Raw genomic sequence first — 14,374 nt, forward strand, 5'->3', positions numbered from 1 at the left:
TTTTATTTGGTTAGTTTTTTAATTAACTCCTCGGCCACTTGTGGATTGGCCTTGCCCTTCGATTCACGCATCACCATGCCAACTAAGAATTTGAGTGAAGCCTCTTTGCCCGCCTTGTAATCAGTGACCGCTTTCGAATTGTCGTCTATAACTTTTTGAATGATAGATTCAAGCTCGCCAGCATCAGATACCTGTCCCAAGTTTTTTTCTTTCATGATCTGCTCTGGATGTAGACCAGTCTCGGCCATTTCTTTCATGACAACCTTTGCCCCAGTCGACGACAACTCTTTATGAAAAATTAAAACCATCAGCTCAGCAAATGATTCTGGCGTTATGTTTAGTCCTTCGACATCATCAATCTCCATGCCTTTCATATTAAACAGCGGCGGGAATTCGGTGATAATATAATTAGCCGCCATAGAATGAAGCTTACTAGCAACTCCAGACTCACTCGAGAAATCTCCGGGTAAGCCTTTTTTATGATGATAATCTTTGGCTGCGGAATCGATTTCGCTGGCCACGTGCTCATAATAATTTCCTAAGTGCCTAGCTATCGTGAAAACTTCAATCTGGGATTTATTCAATCCATATCCAAGGAAACGGACACGTCGTTGAGCTGGTAATTCGGTCATCCTTGATTTTATTAACTCCAACCAGCTGGCATCGATTCTTACTGGCGGTAAGTCTGGTTCTGGAAAGTATCTGTAATCATGAGCCTCCTCTTTCGAGCGTTGACTGAATGTTACTCCTTTCGAATCGTCCCAGCCTCGGGTTTCTTGAATTATCTTACCGCCTTCATCTAGGATGTCACCTTGTCTTTGTATCTCATAATCAACCGCTCCGGCCGCGGCTCTGATCGAATTCAGATTTTTTATCTCGGCCTTCGTTCCCCACGACCCATCGTCATTTGTAAGCGAGATATTGACCTCAACCCGCATCTGGCCTTTCTCCATGTCGGCATCAGAAACGCCTAAATATCTAAAAATTAGTTGCAACTCTTCGGCAAATTGTTTTACCTGCTGACCGTTCTCAAAGTCCGGCTCGGTGACAAGCTCCATAAGAGGCACGCCGGCTCGGTTATAATCCACTAGTGAGTAGTCTTTGTCGGGCACGTGCTGAAGCCTACCTGCATCCTCTTCGAGATGTATTCTCGTAATCCTGATGTTTTTCCCTTCACCTATCTCAAGATAGCCCTTCTCGCAAAACGGTTTTTGATATTGAGTAATTTGATAACCTTTCGGCAAGTCAGGGTAAAAATAGTTCTTCCTCTCAAAAAAAGTTTCTTCATTTATCGAACAATTTAACGCCAACCCAGCCATAACTGTTTTTTCGATAGCTTCTTTATTGGCTACCGGCAACGTGCCCGGATGACCCATGCAGATTGGACAGATATTTATGTTAGGGTGTCTTTCGTTCGGATCGTTTAACGAATCGCAAAACATCTTCGTATTTGTCTTGAGTTCAGTATGAATTTCTAAACCGATAACTGGTTTACGCATAAGACCAATTTATCACTATTTATCTATAAAAAAAAGCCCCGGCAGGGGCTTAAATCACAAAATTAACTCGCCTTAACTTTTCTAGAAATTCCTGGGCTTCTAGCCTGTCCCCGAATGTATCTTCGCCGATTTTCAAAATATCCGCTTGGTCCTTAGGCCACTGGTTCTGGCTAAGTATATCTAGCTCAAGCCTCGAGAATGTAAGCGCATAGAGTTGATAGTCTTCAAAGGCTTCGAATGATGCCGGTACGGCATCATTAATTATCGTCGCCATGGCTTGGGCATATACACGAATCTCGTACTGGGCATGCGCATCTAGGCGGAGTCTCAAGAAGTGCATCAGGTTATGGAGATCAAGCTTCCAATACCATTGGGTATAGCTCGCGAGCGACAATCCGATTCTAGCCAACTCCTTAGCTACGTCTAGCTCAAGAAGTTTCTTGTAGCCCTTAAACTGGCCTTCATACTCCGACTTTAGCAACTCGAGAACAGTAGCCTGGGTCTCAGGATCAAGCTCATCGCCTCGTCCCTGGCGATTCGTTTTGGATTGTCTTCGGATAACTTCCGGCGATGGCAAATAGAATTCATCCAGCATCTCCGAATATCTTCCCGAATACTCATTCACATTCGCCGTACGATGACGGATCCATTGCCTAGCGACAAAGATTGGCATTTTACAATGGAACTTGAATTCGACCATCTCCGAAGGACCGGTATGTACGTGCCTTCGAAGATATCTGATCAACCCCCTATCTCGACGAATTTGCTTGGTGCCTTTACCATAGGAAGTGCGCGCCGCTTCGGCGATCGCTTCATCGTTGCCCATATAATCAACTAGATATACATAGCCATGGTCTAGGCATTGTATGGGTCGATACAACCACTTCTCCGCGCCAATAGATATTGGGCGCAAGGTCGAATTGGCTTGCTCGTTTATCCGATCTGGCAGGATTATCATAAGCTATCCTTTCAAGAAGCTGCGATTACTTTATCAAAAAATAATAAACAAAAAAGGGGTAGTTATCCCCTTATGAAACCATGATGCCCTTGGCTACCAAAACCGGAATCACTAAACCGAGAACCTCTTCCAGAATCTCTTCTGGCGATCTTGCAGCATCGATGACATAACAATTAGGATAATTTTCGGCGAACAGTTTATAATTTCGCCTTACCCGCTCAAGAACTGGACCTCGCTCGTATTGGTCGATAGGTCGACCCTTCCTGGCGAGCCTCTCAGCAGCGACACTAATTGGGACATCGAATATGAGGATTAGATCTGGCCAGATAAAGTGTCTGCCAATAATGACTTCATTCATGCGCATCAGCCTTTGAATATCTTTTAGACTCTGAGCACCATAAACCATAGACGGCCTAAATCGATCGCTAATAACTAGCTTGCCGAGTTTCAAACTTGGGACGATGATCGTTTCCAAATTTTCGGCGCTGTCGAGGGCATACCACTTCTGAAAACCGAATGGATCCATCGTATGTACACCAACTGGCTTCGGAAGCTCTTGATATATCCTCCCGCCCCAGAGTCTGCTCTTACCAGGCTCTTTTGTCTCAACGATTTCGATTGGCTTAGCAGTACTGGTAACGATAAGATTCTCACTGAGCCCTATGGCTCCTTTCGCTCGATATCGCGGATCGTACCTAAGAAGCCTGCTCAACATCTCAGATATTGTTGTCTTGCCACATCCATCCATACCTTCGAAAACAATAAACGCACCGGGCAATCCGTTTGGTATCATGGCGTCCTCTCAAAGAACTAGTTTATGAAAGCCTATCAAAAAACTAATAAAACTAAAGTGGATAAACTAAAACCCCCACCTAGTGGGGGTTTTAGTTTAAAATTCTACTTAACTTCTATGCCCATGGATCGAGCTGTGCCAGCGATAACTTTCATCGCACCTTCGATATCATTGGCGTTAAGGTCTAGCATCTTCTTCTCGGCTATCTCCTTCAGTTGGGCCTGAGTTATTGAGCCAACCTTCTTCTTGTTTGGCTCTCCAGAACCCTTATCAGCGCCGGCTGCAACTCTTATCAAGTAGGCGGCTGGCGGGGTCTTGAGCTTGAATTCGAATGTTCTGTCCTCGAAAATAGTTATCTCAACTGGAGTAACCTCTCCTGGCTTATCCTTTGTAGCTTCATTGAATTGAAGCACAAACTGCTGAAGATTTATTCCATGAGGACCTAAAGCCGTGCCAACTGGAGGCGCCGGCGTAGCCTTTGCACCTTCAACCTGAAGTTTTACAATTGTCTTTATTTTCTTTGCCATTTCTTTAAATTAGATTGCTTAGAAGCGATGCAATCTAAACTAATTATAATTTCTTTATTTGCAAAAAGTCCAATTCGACTGGCGTCTCTCTTCCGAATATCGTCACCAATACCTTGACTCTTCCCCTCTCCATATCAATCTCGTCAATCTTACCATCAAAATCTTTAAATGGTCCATCGGTGATTTTAACCCTGTCGCCCACAGCCACGTCAATTTTGTATTTCGGCTCGTCCACGCCCATTCTCTTCATAAGCGTATCCACTTCAGCTTGTAATAATGGGGTCGGCACTGTTCCGGCACCAATAAATCCAGTCACGCTGGGCGTGTTTCTAACAACATACCACGAGCTATCGTCGACGATCATCTCAACTAAAACATATCCAGGATAGATCTTCTCTTCTATGGTTTCCCTTTTGCCGCCTTTAATTTTTATCTTTTTTTCTTTAGGTACTAAAACATTGAATATCTTGTCTTCGAAACTTAAAGACTCCACTCTTTGCTGTAGGCTTCTTGCGACGCTGTCTTCATACCCAGAATAGGTGTGGATTGCGTACCAGTGTCTTTCTCCTGTTGCGACTTGTTTTGGCATTATTTAATGATTTCCTAGGCACTCGCTCAAAAACTCGTTAAATAGTTTTAGCTAGCCGCCTAGAACCTCGATCTATCCAAGATAGATAAATTTGTTTAATAAAAATTCAAAAAAGAAATCTAGCAATCCTAGGAATATGGCCAAGAATAAGCTTATGCCAATAACAACAAGAGTATAGACTGTGGTCTGCTTCTTTGTTGGCCAAGTTACTTTTGACAATTCGACTCTTACCTCTTTTAGAAAATTTATTATCTTTTCCATGTTCTTAATAAAGGATTTAAAAATCGCCCGCAGGCGTATTATTAGCCTACCAAATCCGGCACCGTTTGTCAATTATATATCTAGGTTTTGCACGCTTTTCGCGTGTGTTTGGATGAATTTCTTCCTCGGCATAACATCGGACCCCATTAATATATCGAATATCTTATCGGCTTCCTGGGCATCTTTTATGGTTACCTGGAGCAAAACCCGATTCTCTGGATTCAAGGTTGTGTCCCATAGCTGATCTGGGTTCATCTCTCCTAAACCCTTGTAGCGTTGGATATTCACCCCACTTATTTTATCTTCGCTGTCACCCCTTGTAGCGTTGTCAATATCATCGACAACCACCTCTGACGAACCTTCTCCCTCCAATGGAGTCACCTCCCAATCTCCAGAGTCCTTAGCTTTCTCTTTTTTGGTGTCTTTACCCGTCGGTAAGGTTTTAATAAATTCAGCCAAAACCTTATCTTTCTCGGCATCGCTATAAGCATAGAACGATTTGTTGCCTTTTGAAATCTTATACAAAGGAGGTTGCGCGATAAACAAATGGCCAGCCTCAACTAGCTGTGGAAAATAGCGGAAGAATAAAGTTAAAAGCAAGGTTCTTATGTGGGCTCCGTCGACATCGGCATCGGTCATGATTACAATCTTGTGGTACCTAAGCCTAGCTAGGTCAAACTCTTCGGCTATAGCCGTTCCCATAGCTATAATAAGGGCTCTGATCTCTTCGGAGGCTAGCATTCTATCGATTCTGGCTTTTTCCACGTTTAAGATCTTGCCTTTCAGCGGCAGTATGGCTTGCGTCCTTCTATCTCTTCCAGATTTGGAGCTACCTCCGGCAGAATCTCCCTCGACAATAAACAATTCCGATTCCGAAGCATCACGGCTTGAACAATCGGCAAGTTTTCCAGGAAGAGTCATGCCCTCGAGAGCTCCCTTCCTTAAAACAGTATCTCTGGCCGCACGAGCTGCCAAACGAGCCTTCGAAGCCAGTATTACTTTATCGAGTACGCCCCTAGCATCGTTGGGGTTCCTTTCTAGCCAATCAGCGAACTCCAAGCTAACAACGGAATCCACGGCCGAACGAGCAGTTGGAGTTCCCAATTTAGCCTTGGTCTGTCCCTCAAACTGAGGCTCTCTTAATTTAACCGAAATAACGACGGTTAATCCTTCGCGGATGTCTTCGCCCGTCAAATTATCGTCTTTCTCTTTAAGATATCCATTCTTCCTTGCGTAATCATTTAGAGTTCTGGTGATGGCCGTTCTGAATCCAGTCAGATGCATACCGCCTTCAATTGTATGGATATTATTTGCAAAGCTTAATTCTCTGCCTTGGACGTCTTCTACGTATTGCAATGCAACTTCGACAAAAATGTCTTCAGATTCCTTGCCAACATAAAAAACATTGTCATGCTTTGGTTCCTCTAGCCTATTTAGATATTTAACATATGAGACAATACCGCCTTCAAAATAAAAGTTGTAGTCTTTTATCTCTTCCTCTTTTGAATCAGCCGCTTTCAATGGCTCTCTCTCGTCTTTCACTGAGATGCGTACGCCTTTAGTTAGATAGGCCTGCTGCCTTAGATGATTCAAGATAGAGTCCCAATCAAAAACTATCTCTTTAAATATATCGGGATCGGGTTGAAATGTGATCGACGTCCCCGTTCGATTTGTTTTTCCAGCTTTCTTAACCGCATATAATGGTTTTCCAATTTTATATTCTTGGACAAAGATATCTGGTTTACGATGGACCTCGGCCTTCATCCAAGTTGATAATGCATTAACCACAGACAAACCGACTCCATGTAATCCGCCAGAGACCTTATAGGAATCCCCGCCGAACTTACCTCCGGCATGCAAGGTTGTAGCCGCCGTCTCAAGAGCAGATTTTTTAGTCTTAGGATGGATATCTGTCGGTATACCTCTACCATCATCAACTACCCTAACTTTGTTATCTTGTAACAATGCAACTTCAATATTCTTAGCATGACCCGCCATGGCCTCGTCTAACGAATTATCAAAAACCTCCCATATTAAATGGTGAAGTCCCTCGACTCCAGTGGAGCCGATATACATACCTGGTCTTTTCCTAACTGGCTCAAGCCCTTCGAGGACTTGAATGTCTTTGGCCGAATATGATTGCTGTTTCGTTTCTTTATCTGCCATAGTAATACAGGGAATCGCTTATAAAATCCCGCCACTTCCTTGCGGGATTTAGCTTAATCTACATAGGATTATTATAGCATTTTAGCTTGCTTAAATCAACAATATTTGTGGCTAATTTGATATACAAAAACCCGCTTTTAATGCGGGTTTTCAAATGAGTGCCATGCGCTAACGAAATAGCCAATTACACACTAGGGCCACGAAGATCGTTTCTGCGCCAAATACAACCACAGAGAGCAGCACCATCCATTGAAAATTACTACCACCAGCGGGAGGCATTCCTAAAGACCAAATCGCACAGAAGAATGCGATAATCGCGGTAAGAACGAGAATATTAACCAATGCAACATTTAGTCCAATAAGTACACCCAAGATAATAGATGCGGCGAAGGCGATGATCAGGCGTGGCATCGGCGCCTCCCGATAGCAAAGAACTTATCTATTTTATATCACAATTTTCAGCTGCTGTCTATCTGATCTCGGCCTTAAATTGATTTTTTGTGTCTTCGCATATCTTGTCTTGAATCGCGTCTATCTCTTCCGAGACAAGGGTGCGCTCATTGCTTCGATAAACTATTCTAAAAGTGTAGCTAGTCTTACCAGCACCAAACTTTTCGTTGTCATAGTTATCGAGTAACTTAACCTCCTCTACTAAACCGCCACCCAGATCTCTAACCAAGTCGTAATAATTATTAGGAGTAAAATCTTTATCAACGACAAAAGATATATCACGAGTAATTGGTGGGAATTTACTAACTTCTCTGAATTTATTACCCAAGACCAATTGCTTTTTTACACGCTCGTCATCAGACCAAAGAAGACGTATATCCGGTAGCTCCATGCTGATCATGGCCAATCTCTCTAAGCCAAATCCAAAGGCCCAGCCATTATAGACTTCGGGATCAACGCCAAGATTTTTTAAAACTACCCCCTTAACTACTCCTGCGCCGAGAACCTCTAGCCACTTGCCGTCTTTATCTATCTCCATCTCAATGCTGGGATTCGTATATGGAAAAGTATCTTCATTAAATCTATATTTAATATCTTCCCCATAAATCGCTTTGGCGATCTTCACCAGAACATCTTGCAGGTCATCTTTAGTAATCTCTTTGACTGATCGTGGACATAGATACCAACCATCTATTTGGTGGAATACATTCATGTGGTTGCGATCTATCTCGTCTTTCCTATAAACCTTACCATACGACAATGATCCGATATTCTGACCAGCTGCTATCTTTTTCTTCACCTCTTCTTGAATTAGAAGGTAATACCACATAATGGTCGTATGCGTTCTAAGGATATGCTGATCATCTAAGTAATAGGTATCGGATTTGCTTCGAGCTGGGTGATCTTGCGCGAAATCAAATAAGTCAAAACTTATGTCAGCCCTGACAATCTCTGGATCTTCAATAACATAAAAATCTGCGAAATCCGGCAAGGCTATTACGCGCTGCGCTATTTCATGCAACGGACTATTCTCGGTGCGCGTTAGATCAGGCATGGCTAAGAATCTGGCCAACCTCTGGCTCTCAGGATCACTTCGCTTACCTATTTCCTCTTTTATTCTCTTTTCTTCATCTGAGCTAATAACTATATTTTTCATATTATTATGCAAAATTATAATATTTATTTTTATTATGCACCCTTACAGCTAGTGCGTATATTGTGATCAGGATAATGGCCGCCACGCCAAAATAAACATTAGTATATATCTTTAGAATATTTAAAGAAAAGAATGTAATCACGCCAAGGGTAATAAATAGTGACTGGACCAGCGATAACCATGAATCGTATTTAGACTCGATTAGCATTCGAGCAATCGCAGACAAAAAGATAAAAGTCGAAGCCCAGATGGTTATGGACAACGCCAATAAGAAAAGTATTCTTATTGCCGCCGTGGATTGATATGGGTCATAACTAAATGTGATCAGCAGAGTGCCAATCAATCCTATGATGGCGATTAATAAAGTAGCGATAATCTCTCTTGGCATTGAGTAAATACTATCAATTGTGGCTAGCAATTACAATAAATCAACAAAACAAGTCCCCGATATCGGGGACTTGTTTTGTTGAGATAATCCTAGAAGCCTAGGCGTTTTATAACAACTCCGCTGTTGCTATATATGGCAGCTCCGCCATCTATTCTTAAATAGGCTCCTGGATTACCAAAAGTTTTCGAGTTCCATAGCGGAGTGCCGCTGCTACTGTACAAAACTAGATTGCCATCAGGTTGCATGATTACGCGACCGCCAATTCCAGAATTATAGGTCTTGCTATCTCCAACTGGATTACCCTTATTATAAAGGACAAGATTGCCATCACTTTGAAATCTTAAAGAATACCAGCCATCGGGAGATAGGATAGGATTCTCGACTCCCATAGTCTCGCCCGAGGACAAGATGCTTGACCCGGAAATATCTAGCACGCCCGTAGGTGCTGACGCTGTGGCGGTAGACTGAGACGAGGTCCACTTCTCAGATCCTCCTGAACTGTAGATTTTTATTTGGCCAGTATCCTCCACTCTCAAGTAAGCTCCGCTATTCTCATTCGTGTTAGAAGACCAAATTGGCCTATAGAAGGAGTCGAATATTATAAGATCTCCGGTGGTTAACATTCCAACAAACCCGGCACCACCAGGACCATTCGTACCAGAAGACCAGACTGGGGAGGATCCGCCATAAAGGACAAGGTTACCATCACTTTGATATTTTAAGACGTACCGTCCATTTTGAGATTGGATGGATGCCCCAATTCCTAAGTTCTTACCAGAGCCTAGGACATCAGAGCCGGCAGGGCTAGGGGCTGGAGCTGGAGAAGCAATAGGTGGAGATACGAATCCTTTCAGATTTAATATCGTAGATCCGTCTTTGCGATATAGAATAGCTCCCCCGTTGCTGAGCTTGAGATAGTTGTCCGGAGAACTGCTGGTCCCGGTATGCCATACTGGGACACCACTGCCACTATATATAACTAAATTACCAGAAGGCTCCATCACCAACTTAGCTTGGGAGCCAGCTACTGAATCGGTTCCACTAGACCAAATTCTAATTCTTAAGGCGCTGTCTGCAGGGCGTTCCCATAATTCTAGATTTCCACCATATTGGAAGCCTAAAATGTATTTACCATCAGAAGAAATAAGCGCCGAAGATGCTCCGTTTAGAGACTGCCCAGAAGCCAAAGTATCGGATCCGCCGGGCACCGGACTGGGATTAGGAATTGGCGTCGTTGTTGGGGCAGGTGTAGGCGTTGACGTTGGAGCCGGGGTCGAGGTAGGCGCTGGCGTCGACGACGGTATCGGAGTTGGTATCGGCGTTGATGACGGCGTTGGCATTGGCGTCGGTGTTGGGTTGGGTCTCGGTGTTGACGTTGGAGCCGGGGTCGGAACCGGATTAGATCCACCACTTAAGGCCTTAAGCAAATATCCGCTGGCGCTATATACGCCTGCACCATTCTGTACCTTCAGATAAGCTCCTGAATTACCATGAGTGCTAGCATGCCACAATGGCGCATTACTACTACTATACAACACTAAATTGCCATCACCCTGCATGACTACTCTTCCGCCCATCCCTGTCCTGTAAGTGTTACTACTCCATACTGCCACACCGCCACCATATAAGACTAGATCGCCATCACTTTGAAATCTGAGAGAATAGCGCCCGTCTGGGGATAAGATAGGACTATCAACTCTCATAACCTGCCCAGAGCCGAGAATATTAGAGCCTACTGGGACTGGAGTTGGACTTGGGATACTAGTTGGACTTGGGATACTAGTTGGAATCGGCGTCAAGGTAGGCGCTGGCGTCGACGATGGTATCGGCGTTGATGACGGCGTTGGAATCGGCGTCGGCGTTGCAGTTGCTCCCCTCCAACACATTAACCCTTGCCCGGTAAGATCTGAGAAGTAGCATCCGGATGGGTAGTAAGATGTGCACTGATATTGTTGGCTAAAAGCTCCTCTCGATTCGCAAGTGAGCGCAGGCGTTGGTGTTGGGACGGGTGTTGGGGTAGGAGTCGGCAATGGTGCCGATGTTGGTATTGGTGTCGGCGAGGATATCGCTGGAGTTGGGGTAGGAGTTGCGCATCTAGGCACCATCCAGCTTGATACCGGCCCATCGACATCAGAGTTATTCTGAATGAAAGCGTAATATTGTACACCAGGCTGAAGCGCTAGACTAGCCATGCCTGGTAATCTTGGAGTAAACCCGCTAGGCGCCGAGGTAGAACCACTTGAGCCGCTAAAATATTTACTCCACGCTGACGATGAAGATGGCTCGTCGTCGATAAATATCAAAATATTATTATCGACTGGCGTATAAGAAATTTGAACAGTATAATCCGTGTTCGAACAAGACGGGGCGTAAATACTTGGAGTTAATGATACGGGCGACATGGCGCCTACTATAGCGGCGCCTAGACCATTCGCCTTCTTTGAGGCCGTGGGCCTTGTGCTTACGGTTGTCCTAGCCACACCATCGCCGACCACCGAAAACTCAACCTTAGGACTAACGCAGATAGTTCTGCCTGCGCTATTCTTGAAAGCTACGTATCTAGAGTAACTACCTTCTTCTCCTGATTTGTATAGTATGCCTGAGTAGGTTGAATTGGATGTATAGCCATTGTATATGTCCCAAATATCATTCTTGCCATCTCTGGAACCGAACCAGTATGCCCTAAGACCATTCATGCTTGATTTAAATTTCCAAGATACTGGGTCTCCGGCTTTAACTTGAGTGATGATATTTCCAGCCTTATCTGATAGGGATAGACTGCAATCAATAGCCGCTGAAGAATTGTTTGACGTGAACACAAAAGACCCAATGGCGAAGATGGCCACCGCGAAAACGATAGAGATGTTAGTTCTTTTCATTAGATTAAGTATACGAGCTCATCAATATTTAATACACATAGCTTATCCACACGCTGCCAGCACTTTGCTGGCTATTATCAAATAGACTCCTCATTTAAGAGGAGTCTATTTGATAACTGGCGGGGACGACGGGACTCTGCTTCAGCTCTCGTCGCGCCGTCGCGCTCCTCGGCCTGGCCACCGCCTCGCGGCTGCACTTGCTAGTGCAACATCGCTCCGGCGTTCGAGTCCCGTCGTATCCATCAACAGGATTATAAAAGGAGTGCCAAATGGCACTCCTTTTATAATATGCGGGGACGACGGGACTCGAACCCGCGACCTCTTCCGTGACAGGGAAGCGCTCTAACCAATTGAGCTACGTCCCCAGCTTGTGGGGAATGATACGTTGTAAAACCTAAAAAATCCTAACATAGTTTGGGCCGATTGAAAAGGCCTATCTATCGAAAGATTCTGCCCGAGATGCGCTCGATAACTTTATTAAATACTTTTCTGGATTTTTAGCAATTTTTTTATGAGCGCTGACCATATCTTTTTCGCCGGCGTAGCTGACTGATGACTGAAGATGCCCTTTAACCCTATGAAGTATATCCACAACGCTCCCAACTATAGGCACCCTGATTGATTGTCCTTCCGACGGCGTACTCAGAGCTTCTTCGGTCTCGCCCTTGGTACCATCGACAACTGCTTCGGGCGAAGTCATGCCGCGATAGAACTTAACCTTCTGACGAGTAGCCGGATCCTCCACGATTATCCCAGGCGCCTCATCTGTGCCCGACAACATACTACCCTGCATTACCGTTGATGCCCCAGTAGCTATAGCTAGAAATATATCTTTATCATTTTTAGTACCACCATCAGCGATGATAGGCACCTTACCACCCACGGCTAGATAAGCCTCTCGTACGGCCTGCAATTGTGGCACGCCAGCCGCCGTCTCCAATCGAGTACGACATCCCCTGCCTGGCCCAATACCAACCTTGATCGCATCTACGCCAAGTCCTGCCAAGAATTCAGCACCTTCAGCCGTACCTACATTCCCAACTGCCAATTCGAACCTGCCAAACTTTTTTCTAAAGTTCTTTACGGCTTCACGAATCACTTCAGAATCAGCGTGAGCTATATCCATGAGAATGATATCTGTCTCAGCCTCTATCAGTGCCTCTGCTCTCTCCATATAATCACCCACTGCGCCGATAGATGCACCCACCAACAACCTGCCCTTCTTGTCTTTGGATGAGTATGGCTTCTGCTTAGCCATCTTTAAGTCACGCATGGTGATCAATCCTTTTACCTTTCTTTTGGAATCTATCAATGGCAACTTCTCGATTCTATTGTCGAACATTAATTTTTCGGCTTCGTCCATGCTTATGCCTGGCTTGGCCGTAATCATCTCAGAAAACGGCGTCATAAATTCAGTGACTAATTTTTCATTTTGATTCACCGCCGGCATGTCCCTATGACTAAGTATGCCCGCAAGTACGCCGTTGCCGGCATCTTCTTCAATCAAAATACTACTTGAGTTTTTCTCGTTGATAAGTTTCTTGGCCTCGCCCATGGTGGCCTTCTTGTGAACTATCAGCGGGTTCTCGATTACAAAAGAGTGCTGGCTCTTAACATATTCTACTCTGCGCACCTCTTCTTCAATTGAACAGTTTCGATCTAAGAATCCAAAGGCGCCTTCTAGCGAAAGGGTTTTCATCATCTCTTCGCCAGTCACAGTATCCATATTCGCTCCAACAATAGGTATAGCAATATCAATATTGCGAGAGAGAGGCATGGTTAGGTCAATCACCTTCCTACTCTTAACCACGGCGTGCTGAGGTCGCATTAGAAAATCATTATATGTGGCTCCGTAGAATATCTCTTCAAGTCTAATTTTCATACATGAAAATTATAATCTAAACGGCAAACAATACAATGGCGAAGGACCTTGGCATGGCCTTCTCGAGTACGGGCTGTATTTCTCTGCTGAGAAATCACCCTCTCGCTCGGCTCCAGTCGAGCCTGCGCGGGCCTCTCGAAAGCCTTACCAGAGTCCCATAATAAAAGTCACCATAGACAATCATGAATACAATGGCCGCCTTTTTGGCTGCAAAGGCAGCCATTGTATTCGGTAGGATTAAGCCCTCGGGCCTGCGAAACTTGCACGAAGCCGCCGCGGCTACTCAATTTTAATTAAAAAGCCCCGCCGGAGGCGGGGCTTGCGTAAGCATGCCTAATCTAGACTCTTATGCCAATAAATTCTCTCTATCTTTCGAGTACCACCATACGTAGCATCATGAACTTCGGGTACGCCAGATGAGTTGGAGGCGTTACTAATAGCCTTATCGTTGCCAGCATAGAAGCCCACGTGAAGATGTCCGCCCTGCCTTTCCCACACAATAACCGCACCCACTTTTAGTTCAGGAACTTCCTGCCAGCCAAAAGACAACATATCCTTCTCTGTGCTCTCGACAGTAGCGTGGATATCTTTGATTAATTTCTGCAAATAAAGAACTGCCGATACGAAAACGGCACAACTTTTGCCACCGTTATCCAGAAGATCAACCTCTTGATTTTCAGCCAATCCAAATAGATTACGAAACATGTTGTTCTCGCCTTTGGCCGAATTACTAATCATTGTCAAATAATTCTTTAACTTTAGAAGTTTGATCGTCATGGCAATGGCATTGTATCACATACGCCCAAAACAAAACCAGCCCCATGAT

At 44.6% G+C, this 14,374-nt stretch carries 14 protein-coding genes and 1 tRNA gene; 1 reads left to right on the top strand and 14 read right to left on the bottom strand.

Annotated elements, in window-relative coordinates; genetic code table 11:
• Positions 1 to 2: 2 nt before the first annotated feature.
• The 11 genes from DEG18_01850 to DEG18_01900 all read right to left on the bottom strand — a co-directional run bounded on the left by DEG18_01850 (position 3) and on the right by DEG18_01900 (position 10,490).
• Entirely contained in the window at positions 3 to 1,499 is a 1,497-nt protein-coding gene (locus DEG18_01850; GenBank protein ID HBX58329.1) for an Asp-tRNA(Asn)/Glu-tRNA(Gln) amidotransferase subunit GatB, read from the bottom strand.
• A 49-nt stretch (positions 1,500 to 1,548) separates the two neighbouring features.
• Positions 1,549 to 2,457, bottom strand: coding sequence for an FAD-dependent thymidylate synthase (locus DEG18_01855; GenBank protein ID HBX58330.1), 909 nt, complete (start codon positions 2,455 to 2,457; stop codon positions 1,549 to 1,551).
• Between the two features lie 70 nt (positions 2,458 to 2,527).
• On the bottom strand, positions 2,528 to 3,250 hold the full coding sequence (locus tag DEG18_01860; GenBank protein HBX58331.1) for a hypothetical protein: 723 nt from the start codon (positions 3,248 to 3,250) through the stop codon (positions 2,528 to 2,530).
• 104 nt (positions 3,251 to 3,354) lie between these two features.
• Positions 3,355 to 3,777 carry a 50S ribosomal protein L11 gene (rplK, locus tag DEG18_01865; protein ID HBX58332.1) on the bottom strand — a complete coding sequence of 141 codons (423 nt, stop codon included), beginning with the start codon at positions 3,775 to 3,777 and terminating at the stop codon, positions 3,355 to 3,357.
• A 43-nt stretch (positions 3,778 to 3,820) separates the two neighbouring features.
• Positions 3,821 to 4,366: a transcription termination/antitermination protein NusG gene (locus tag DEG18_01870; protein HBX58333.1), complete on the bottom strand. Its 546-nt coding sequence runs from the start codon at positions 4,364 to 4,366 to the stop codon at positions 3,821 to 3,823.
• A 72-nt stretch (positions 4,367 to 4,438) separates the two neighbouring features.
• On the bottom strand, positions 4,439 to 4,627 hold the full coding sequence (locus DEG18_01875; protein ID HBX58334.1) for a preprotein translocase subunit SecE: 189 nt from the start codon (positions 4,625 to 4,627) through the stop codon (positions 4,439 to 4,441).
• Positions 4,628 to 4,699: 72 nt separating this feature from the next.
• The gene (gyrB, locus tag DEG18_01880) at positions 4,700 to 6,793 is read right to left on the bottom strand and encodes a DNA topoisomerase (ATP-hydrolyzing) subunit B (protein ID HBX58335.1); all 2,094 of its coding nucleotides are present in this window, start codon (positions 6,791 to 6,793) and stop codon (positions 4,700 to 4,702) included.
• Positions 6,794 to 6,961: 168 nt separating this feature from the next.
• Positions 6,962 to 7,204, bottom strand: a complete 243-nt coding sequence (locus DEG18_01885) for a hypothetical protein (protein ID HBX58336.1) — start codon at positions 7,202 to 7,204, stop codon at positions 6,962 to 6,964.
• Between the two features lie 58 nt (positions 7,205 to 7,262).
• Positions 7,263 to 8,399: a hypothetical protein gene (locus DEG18_01890; GenBank protein HBX58337.1), complete on the bottom strand. Its 1,137-nt coding sequence runs from the start codon at positions 8,397 to 8,399 to the stop codon at positions 7,263 to 7,265.
• Positions 8,400 to 8,403: 4 nt separating this feature from the next.
• Positions 8,404 to 8,787, bottom strand: coding sequence for a hypothetical protein (locus DEG18_01895; GenBank protein ID HBX58338.1), 384 nt, complete (start codon positions 8,785 to 8,787; stop codon positions 8,404 to 8,406).
• An 89-nt stretch (positions 8,788 to 8,876) separates the two neighbouring features.
• On the bottom strand, positions 8,877 to 10,490 hold the full coding sequence (locus DEG18_01900; protein HBX58339.1) for a hypothetical protein: 1,614 nt from the start codon (positions 10,488 to 10,490) through the stop codon (positions 8,877 to 8,879).
• A 1,042-nt stretch (positions 10,491 to 11,532) separates the two neighbouring features.
• Here DEG18_01900 and DEG18_01905 point away from each other — a divergent pair.
• Positions 11,533 to 11,751 (top strand): hypothetical protein, encoded by a 219-nt coding sequence (locus tag DEG18_01905; protein HBX58340.1) that lies wholly within the window; start codon positions 11,533 to 11,535, stop codon positions 11,749 to 11,751.
• Between the two features lie 206 nt (positions 11,752 to 11,957).
• On the opposite strand, the gene DEG18_01910 is transcribed toward DEG18_01905, so the two are convergent.
• The 3 genes from DEG18_01910 to DEG18_01920 form a co-directional block, all read right to left on the bottom strand.
• Positions 11,958 to 12,031, bottom strand: a tRNA-Asp gene (locus DEG18_01910).
• A gap of 68 nt (positions 12,032 to 12,099) precedes the next feature.
• On the bottom strand, positions 12,100 to 13,548 hold the full coding sequence (locus tag DEG18_01915; protein HBX58341.1) for an IMP dehydrogenase: 1,449 nt from the start codon (positions 13,546 to 13,548) through the stop codon (positions 12,100 to 12,102).
• A 333-nt stretch (positions 13,549 to 13,881) separates the two neighbouring features.
• Positions 13,882 to 14,325, bottom strand: a complete 444-nt coding sequence (locus tag DEG18_01920; GenBank protein ID HBX58342.1) for a hypothetical protein — start codon at positions 14,323 to 14,325, stop codon at positions 13,882 to 13,884.
• Positions 14,326 to 14,374 lie beyond the last annotated feature (49 nt).

It is taken from the genome of Candidatus Yanofskybacteria bacterium (assembly GCA_003514055.1).
Lineage (GTDB): Bacteria > Patescibacteriota > Minisyncoccia > 2-02-FULL-40-12 > GWA2-44-9 > UBA12115.